The following is a 7,880-nucleotide window of genomic DNA, read 5'->3' as shown; positions in this document are numbered from 1 at the left end:
ATAGTCGTCTGACCTTTGACAAAAGCATTATTGGTTTGCTGTACCGTTGGGGTGAACGGTGGAAGCTTCCATGCATACAAAATCAATGCCACGCCAATGACAATCAATAAAATTAATAAGCCTAAATTTAGATAGGATTTTTTCTTGGGCGACCAACCAGTAGTATCGGGTATTGGCTCTTTTGGTGGCATTGGTGGTTCATTGCTATCTGAACTGTTTTCTACATCACCTTCTGCTGTCTTAGTTACTGATGGAGAAGAAGTTGCAGCAGACTCTTCTTTACTTATATCGGACGCTATAGGTGTGTCTGTTGTTGGAGCGCCAGTGGCCGTCTGAGGTGTTTGACTAAGCTCATTTGGTTTTTCTTGGCTCATGACGTGCTCCTAAATTTTCAATAAATATTAAAATAGACTGGCTATAAATGAATGGGGTGAAACATGATTAATAGAATAAACTGAGTTATTTTGACTCACGCATTTTTGCAATAACGGCAAGCTCTTTAGCAAGTGGATTGCGCTTGTGGTAACGGTTATAAAAATAGTTGATCAATAAAATGGCTGTAACGAAAGTAGCAAAACTGGCCATCAAAAAGAACAGATCGCTATAAGCGGAGACAGTTGCTTGGCGCTGAATGCCTTGCAGTACTTGGCTAACTGCACTGATATTTGCTTGGGCCGCGTCAGTGGTCTGATTCGACAGCATGTTACGAGTGCCTGCCACCTGAGCGCTAAATGCAGGATCGCCCAAATTCAATGAGCTGACCATATCTGCATAATGCATTTGTGTACGAATGGTCGTAAATGCCTGAATGGCTGCCGCACCTGCCAGTCCGCCAACTGTTTGGGAGATGCCAAAAATCACTGAAAAACTAATAATATACGCAGGGCCACTGCCAATAGCCCGCAAAAACCCTTCAAAAACCAAAGGCCCCATGAAATAGACTGCAGCAAAGGCAATCAAAAACTGGCTAAGATAAAACATATAGGGCGCTGAATTAATAGACACACCAACATCCATCCAAGAACCTAAGGCAATCAATGCCACTGCAAAAATAACAGGTCGGCGCAAATCCATCGCATTGGTACTAAAAATACTAATAATCAAAGCCAGTGCACTGGCGGCTATAATAACAGCATAAAAAGTAACCAGCTGATCGTTACCGTAGCCGAGGTTAGCGAGCAATCCTGCCGCTCCGACATTTTGCTCAGATAGCAAAATCCGCATGACAGCGCCCGTCACCATGAATGCAATAATATTGCGGCTACGCATCCAGCGCACTTGTAGCATCGGATTTTTGCGATGTGTCTCAATCCACAACGCGATGCTAATCCCGACGATAGCAATCATCAGTGGATAGACAAGCCAAGGTGTCGTCCACCATAAAATTCGACCCTGTACCAAAACGACAGCCAATGCCGCCAGACCACTGGCGAAAAAACCAAAGCTTACAAAATCCAATTTCTCAAATACTTTTTCTGTATTCCCTGGTGGTAGCTCTAATATATTAATCAGCCCAAAACAAATCAGCGCCAGACCAAATTGAAATAAAAACAAGTTCTCAAGCTGACCGTCGATGGCGAGGTAGGGCGAGATGACACGTGATAATGGAATACCAAACTGTACCAAACCAAAACCCAATATGAGACCACTAGTACGTTTGACGGTTGGCATACCCTGAAGACAATAAAACAAGCCCAATACGGTCATACCACTTGCCACCATACCACTAAGTCCCCTAGCGACAATCTCTAAATAATAGGGCTCAATGCTAATATTAGGTGTGTCTAACAAGTGACTGCTGATCAGCCACTGTAGACTGGTGGCGGCTAACAAAAATGACAGGGTGATTTTGCTAAAAAGCGACATGCCAAATTGCTGACGAATTTTGTACAGCAGAACGGTGATACAGGCATTGGTCATATTATAACTGACCGATATCCAACCACCTTCAGCTGGCGTTAAGCCTAGCTGACCCTGAATTTGCGTCAGGTTGGCGACAAGTAGACCATTTTGGAAGCTGGCTGTGAGACCCACAAAAATCCCAATAAGCAAATAAAATACTTTACGGCGTGCCGGATGGTCAGGATTGGCTGGAGATCCCACCATTATTGGCTGTTCGTGGGGCTTAAACTGGTATTCGTTACTCATGGGCGTACCACAATCTGTATAAGGAAATAGAGTGATATAGGACAGATGCCAGACGGGGAGTCAGGTCAGTGTAATTGGTATTTATAGCGTGAAAAGCCAGTCAACTCACTGATGGTATCTGAAAGATAACCCAAAAAATTCAGAAAGGATTTTATCATAACTTTTATCGTGCTTTTGTCATCGACACGTAATTCATGGATGGTGCTGAGCAATTTGTTTGGTTGCTCTATAGCTTAATGCTCTCATATGACATTGATGACTATAATTCGATGGTTACTCATGCAATCATAAAATAAAGCACGCATAAAAAACAGCTCTATACAGAGCTGTTTGTGTGTATCGGAAAATTGGTCTGTCAGTTATGATGCAATGCTAAACGGATTGGTCGTACTTAGCCTCTAGCTGCATAGCGCGCTGATAGCTATCGAGACTGGCAAGCGCTTCAGCATACTGCCTGATATTCGAGTAAGCGTCGAGTTTTTGACGCTTAGCGAGAATGATTAAGTCAAATGACAACATAAAGTCAGCACCACTTAGCTTATCACCCACAATGAACGACTTACCTTTAACCGAAGCATCCAGATATTCAAACAATCTGGTTTTTTCTGTATCGATATAGCCACTCAAAAACTCATTGTCATCAATGCCTGCTTTTTTGGTAAATAGCTCAAGCATTAATGGCAACATCAGCGAGCTTTCTGCAAAGTCAATCCACTGCAGATAATATCCATAATCTGAACTATCTGTAGCAGGGCGCAGACGCTCTGGCGCAAACCGTTCGATCAATAACTCAGTGATAGCACCTGACTCAGCATAAATCTGTCCATCCATTTCAATAACCGGAGACTTACCGAGTGGATGTACAGCCTTTAGAGAGTCTGGTGCTAAATGAGTCTTGGCATCGCGCTGATGGCTGACGACTTCATAAGGAACGCCTAGCTCTTCTAAGAGCCATAGCGTACGTAATGAACGTGATTGATTGAGATGATGTAAGCGAATCATGGTATCGACCTTATTGCGTAGTGAATTTGACTAACCTTTCAGCTTTGCCATTAGGCGCTTAGCAGCTTCTTCTGATGATGCAGGGTTCTGACCTGTGATTAGTAAACCATCTTCAACAACAAATGATTCCCAATCAGCCGCTTTTTCGTAGTTGCCACCATTAGCTTTCAATGCGTCTTCTACTAGGAATGGTACTACGTCTGTTAGGCCAACTGCGTCTTCTTCTGAGTTAGTGAAGCCAGTCACTGTTTTGCCTTTTACTAAGTACTCGCCATCGACTTTAACGTTTTTAAGCGCTGCAGGAGAATGACAAACAAAAGCAACAGGCTTGTCTTGCTTAACAAAAGTCTCGATCAGATTGATAGAGCTTTCATCTACTGCCAAATCCCACAATGGGCCATGACCACCAGGATAAAATACTGAATCGAAATCTTCTACTTTCATGTCAGCAAGTTTCTTGGTATTGGCCAAATGTTCTTGAGCGTCTTTATCGTCTTTAAAACGAGTGGTGTCTTTGGTTTGCGTGTCTTCTGTGTCACTACTAGGATCTAGTGGTGGCTGACCACCTGCAGGAGACGCTAGAGTGACATTAGCACCCGCATCGAGAAACGCATAGTAAGGAGCTGCAAATTCTTCTAGCCAAAAGCCAGTTTTCTTGCCAGTATCGCCTAGACGGTCGTGTGAGGTTAGTACCATTAAAATATTCATAATTATCCTTATTTATTGTTTATATGTTAGTAACTATATAGCCAACAGTCATACGTTTTACGTTACATCATTAGCTGTTTTTACTTAATTAGCCTAAATGCAAATAATGACTGTTAGCATTATTCCTGCTTTGTGAACAACTTTCAGTAGTGATATTAGCAATTTATGTTGTTAAGTAGTTATTCATAACGATTGCTAACTATCAGTAGCTGCTTAACTACTCAATGTTTAACCAGTAACTACTTAACGTCAGATACTTTGATTACGGTTTTACCAAAGTTATCACCGTTTAACATACTGACAAATGCATCTGGGGCATTATCTAGACCGTCAGTAATGTGCTCTTTGGTTTTCACTTCGCCTGACTCTACCCATTTGCTCATGGTTTCTAAGAACTCTGGGAAGTGGTCGCCGTACTCTTCAAAGATAATGAAACCTCTGACAGTTAGGCGTTGGCTTAAGATAAGACCCATCAACATACCTAGGCGATCTTTGCCATCCGGTAAATCAGTTGCGTTGTACTGCGATACCAGACCACATACTGGAATACGTGCGTGGTCGTTAAGTAATGGCATTACCGCATCAAATACTTTACCGCCAACGTTTTCATAGTAAATGTCGATACCATCTGGACATGCTGCTTTTAATTGCTCAGCGAAGTCATCGGCTTTGTGATCGATACAGATATCAAAGCCAAGCTCATTGACTGCAAAGTCGCATTTCTCTTTACCGCCTGCCACACCGACAGTGCGCAGACCATATTGATTACCCACTTGACCGACAGTGGCACCGACCGGTCCAGTTGCTGCTGCCACGACTAAGGTTTCGCCTTTTTGTGGTTTACCGATATCAGTCAGACCCATGTAACCCGTGAACCCTGGCATACCTAACACACCTAAACCATAAGAAGGGTTAGACATATTTTTGTCCAGTTTCAGGACGCCTTCGCCATCACTGACACTGTAGTCCTGCCAGCCTGAGTTTGATACGACTAAGTCGCCTACCGCGAAGCTATCGATATTTGACTCGACCACTTGCGCTACGGTACCACCCATGATGACGTCACCGACTTCTAACGGGTCTGCATAGCTTTTTGCATCGCTCATACGCCCACGCATATACGGATCTAGTGACAGATATACCGTGCGTAATAGCATCTCGTTATCTTTTGGCGTAGGAATGTCGCTAGTTGCCATGTCAAAATTGTCAGCAGTTGGCTCGCCATTAGGACGGCTAGCCAATTTGATTTGACGGTTTGTTTGTTGATTCTGTTGTTTGTCGAAGCTCATTGTAGGACTCCTTTATATTTATTAATTGTCATTATTATAGTGGTGTTAAATGTAGTAGCTACTCAGCATGGAATAGCTACTACTATAAATAGCATAACGATATGTACTTATTGTTACTGTCGCGATTTTTCTTATAATTCTTTAAACAGTTCTTGCTAAAGCGCTTATTAAGACGCTTTGCTAGTTACAGCGCGCTGCAGGATACGACGTGATACTTCTAAGTCGTTGGTGCCATGTTCACCAAGCTTGACCATGTTATGCACTTCAAGCTGCTTGATGATTGGATCAATCGCTGATTCAGTCAAGTCAACGTCTTCTAGGCTAACTGGCAAGCCAAGCTCGCGGAAGAAGTTTTCAGTGTAAACAATAGCCGTTTCGATGATAGCATCGTCGTCTAGGTCAGTATCGGTGATGTTCCATACGTTACGCGCATACTGAAGCAGTTTTTCTTTTTTGCTTTCTTTTAGCTCACGCATGACTGATGGCAATACGATGGTTAGCGTACGTGCATGATCGATAGCATGTAATGATGTTAGCTCATGACCAACCATGTGAGTTGTCCAGTCTTGTGGTACACCAGTACCGATCAGACCGTTCAATGCCATGGTTGCTGTCCACATAATGTTTTTACGTGTTTCTAGGTTGTCGGAATCTTGCTTAACAACTAAGCCTTCATCGATAAGGATTTTAAGTAAGCTTTCAGCAAAGGCGTCTTGTACTTTAGCGTTTACTGGGTAAGTCAGATACTGTTCCATTACATGAACAAATGCATCAGCAACACCATTCATAACCTGACGCTCAGGCAAAGTAAGTGTCTTGATTGGATCTAGAATTGAGAATTTAGGGAAGGCCAATGGGTTACCAAACGGTAGTTTTGCTTGACGTTCGCTATAGTTGATCACGCCGCCTGAGTTCATCTCAGAACCTGTGGCTGGGATAGTCAGTACCGCACCCAAGTCGACAGCAGAATCGATGTTTTTGCAATAACCAGTTAGGGCATCCCAAGCTTGGTCACGTGAGACAGTGCCGTCTTCTTCAGTCAATGAAGAAACGAGTGCGACAAATTTGCTACCGTCAATTACAGAACCACCGCCAACTGCTAATAAGAAGTCGATGTTGTGCTCATTAACCATATCAGCGGCTTTAAGTAGCGTGGTGAATTCTGGGTTGGCTTCAATGCCACCGAATTCAAATACAGTACGGTTACCGCTTGCCGCTAGTGCAGTTTTTACTTCGTCTAAAGTACCAGTACGCTGTGCTGAACCACCACCATAAGTGATAAGAACACGTGCATCCGTAGGAACTAGATCTGATAATTGCTCGATTTGACCTTCACCAAAAACGATACGGACTGGGTTGTAGTATTGGAAGTTATTCATAAGATTCCTAATTAGTAATAAAAAGTGATTAATAAAAACGGTTCAATTAAATGGTTTTGACATGAGATATTGTCTGATATCAATCAATGAATGAAATGATAAGCAATGCTCGTATAGGCATTCATTCTTAATATTTGTGCGCATTGTACACCAATTAGACCAGTCGTCTAGTGGTATTTACAAAACTCTCGTATAACTGTTTAAGTCATATGCAGATGTCTTTCAGAAATTTGTTTAAAAAAGAGAAGGCAATGAAGCACACTGAACACTCAAGCATAGTACTGACAGCTACTATCTATGAGCGTTATGAATATTCAATGTGCCTTAATGGTTACGTTAGAAGTGCAGTCGCTAGAAATCCGAACAGTTGACGATTAGCGTCCCATTTGGGTCGTGGTCATCTGCCAAATTTCTGCTAAAGGGGTATTGGTTTGGCTAATCTTTGCAATCAAGCTTGCGCCAAGCCATGCAAAATACCAACGCTTGGCCATACTCTCAGCCGAGATGTTATCGTGACGAGGGACGGACTCATCGAGCCAGCCAGCTTTGATCTGCTTAGCGAGCCACATGGTCGTCTGCTGATAGCCAGTATCGAGTGCCTTACGCATGGTTTCTGACATATCGGCTACCTCTGCGCTGAGCTTCACTACCAAGCATTTCTCATGGTCACAGCCATTCTGCTGGGTGTCATACCAGTTTTGAAAATAATCATATAGCTTTTGCTGTGCACTGACATCTTGTGCATCGATGACATCCAACCGAGTCTTATATAAGCTAAAGTAATGATTAATAATGGCTTCACCAAAGGCTTCTTTAGAAGCGAAATAATGGTAAAAAGAACCCTTTGGCACACCTGCTGTATCTAAAATTTGCTTTAGACCAACAGCGGTAAAACCTTTTTTAGCGATTAGTTGATAGCCAGTGGCAAGTAAATGAGCTTTGGTATCTGGGGTAGTTGCGTCTGTAGTAGACATAAACAGAATTGTCTCCCTTAGTAGTCGCTTATATTAGCGTATGTATTAGATAGTCAGTTGAAACAGTTAACGTTCATTTGAACGTCACGTTGATGGCATATTGTAATAGGATATAGTTATATGTGTTACGTTTTATCAACAATATTCACTGACAAAATAGTCTTGTTTTATTAGTAGCTATGGTAGCATTAGACCAGTCGTCTAGCAAGGTAGGTTTTGTTGTTATCCGTTACCGTTAGTATTTATTGCTAAAGATCATTTTTCATTAGAGCTTTTTTAATTGATGACTATTGATTGATAGCTTGGTAACGATTTCAGACTTACTACCTGCCAGATATTTTCTCATTAAGATATCGCCGACTTAATAATTTTATTTTAAT

General features: G+C 42.2%; 6 protein-coding genes and 1 pseudogene. All 7 read right to left on the bottom strand.

The annotated features are described in order from the left end of the window. Positions 1 to 374, bottom strand: a pseudogene (locus CXF61_RS14090) (HlyD family secretion protein); the annotation flags it as partial. An 85-nt stretch (positions 375 to 459) separates the two neighbouring features. Continuing rightward, positions 460 to 2,148 carry an efflux MFS transporter permease gene (locus CXF61_RS01175; protein WP_165596858.1) on the bottom strand — a complete coding sequence of 563 codons (1,689 nt, stop codon included), beginning with the start codon at positions 2,146 to 2,148 and terminating at the stop codon, positions 460 to 462. Between the two features lie 372 nt (positions 2,149 to 2,520). Beyond that, positions 2,521 to 3,150 (bottom strand): glutathione S-transferase family protein, encoded by a 630-nt coding sequence (locus CXF61_RS01170; RefSeq protein ID WP_165596857.1) that lies wholly within the window; start codon positions 3,148 to 3,150, stop codon positions 2,521 to 2,523. Between the two features lie 30 nt (positions 3,151 to 3,180). Further along, a complete protein-coding gene (locus CXF61_RS01165) occupies positions 3,181 to 3,858 on the bottom strand; it encodes a type 1 glutamine amidotransferase domain-containing protein (protein WP_165596856.1) in 678 nt (225 codons plus the stop codon). A 239-nt stretch (positions 3,859 to 4,097) separates the two neighbouring features. Next, positions 4,098 to 5,147, bottom strand: coding sequence for an NADP-dependent oxidoreductase (locus CXF61_RS01160; protein WP_165596855.1), 1,050 nt, complete (start codon positions 5,145 to 5,147; stop codon positions 4,098 to 4,100). A 167-nt stretch (positions 5,148 to 5,314) separates the two neighbouring features. Beyond that, positions 5,315 to 6,526, bottom strand: coding sequence for an iron-containing alcohol dehydrogenase (locus CXF61_RS01155; protein WP_165596854.1), 1,212 nt, complete (start codon positions 6,524 to 6,526; stop codon positions 5,315 to 5,317). A 374-nt stretch (positions 6,527 to 6,900) separates the two neighbouring features. Further along, positions 6,901 to 7,500, bottom strand: a complete 600-nt coding sequence (locus tag CXF61_RS01150; protein ID WP_165596853.1) for a TetR/AcrR family transcriptional regulator — start codon at positions 7,498 to 7,500, stop codon at positions 6,901 to 6,903. Positions 7,501 to 7,880: the final 380 nt, after the last annotated feature.

The sequence above is a fragment of the Psychrobacter sp. 4Dc genome, from assembly GCF_002836715.1.
Taxonomy (GTDB): Bacteria; Pseudomonadota; Gammaproteobacteria; order Pseudomonadales; family Moraxellaceae; genus Psychrobacter.
The sequence above is the reverse complement of the archived record's forward strand: the minus strand, read 5'-3'. Positions and strand labels throughout refer to the sequence as shown.